Below are 286 nucleotides of genomic sequence, written 5' to 3'. Positions count from 1 at the left end.
GCTGATACGCTGCTTGTGCGCGTGGTCAAGGTGTTCGGGTCAGTGAGGCCCCATCATGCCTACCTGTTTGCCAATCGTCACTCGACCCGAATGAAGGTGCTGGTCTACGATGGTCTCGGTATATGGCTCGCCGCACGCCGGCTGAACAAGGGGCGCTTCGTCTGGACGAACGGCGAGCAGGCAGTGAGCGTTGGGCTGAGCCCTGAACAGCTTCGGGCTCTCGTGATGGGACTGCCGTGGCGCACTCTTGCGCCGGATCATGCAATCACGGTGGTTTGAGCCCTGT

Annotated in this window: 1 protein-coding gene; it reads left to right on the top strand. The window is 61.2% G+C overall.

Going from position 1 to position 286, the window contains the following annotated elements; all coding sequences use genetic code 11:
• Nucleotides 1-279 (top strand): IS66 family insertion sequence element accessory protein TnpB (gene tnpB / locus PQR08_RS38800; RefSeq protein ID WP_408164540.1); only part of this gene is annotated, 279 nt, incomplete at its 5' end.
• Between the last annotated feature and the right edge of the window lie 7 nt (nt 280-286).

The organism is Caballeronia jiangsuensis (genome assembly GCF_046030135.1).
In the GTDB taxonomy this organism is placed as follows: Bacteria; Pseudomonadota; Gammaproteobacteria; order Burkholderiales; family Burkholderiaceae; genus Caballeronia; species Caballeronia jiangsuensis.
The sequence above is the reverse complement of the archived record's forward strand: the minus strand, read 5'-3'. Positions and strand labels throughout refer to the sequence as shown.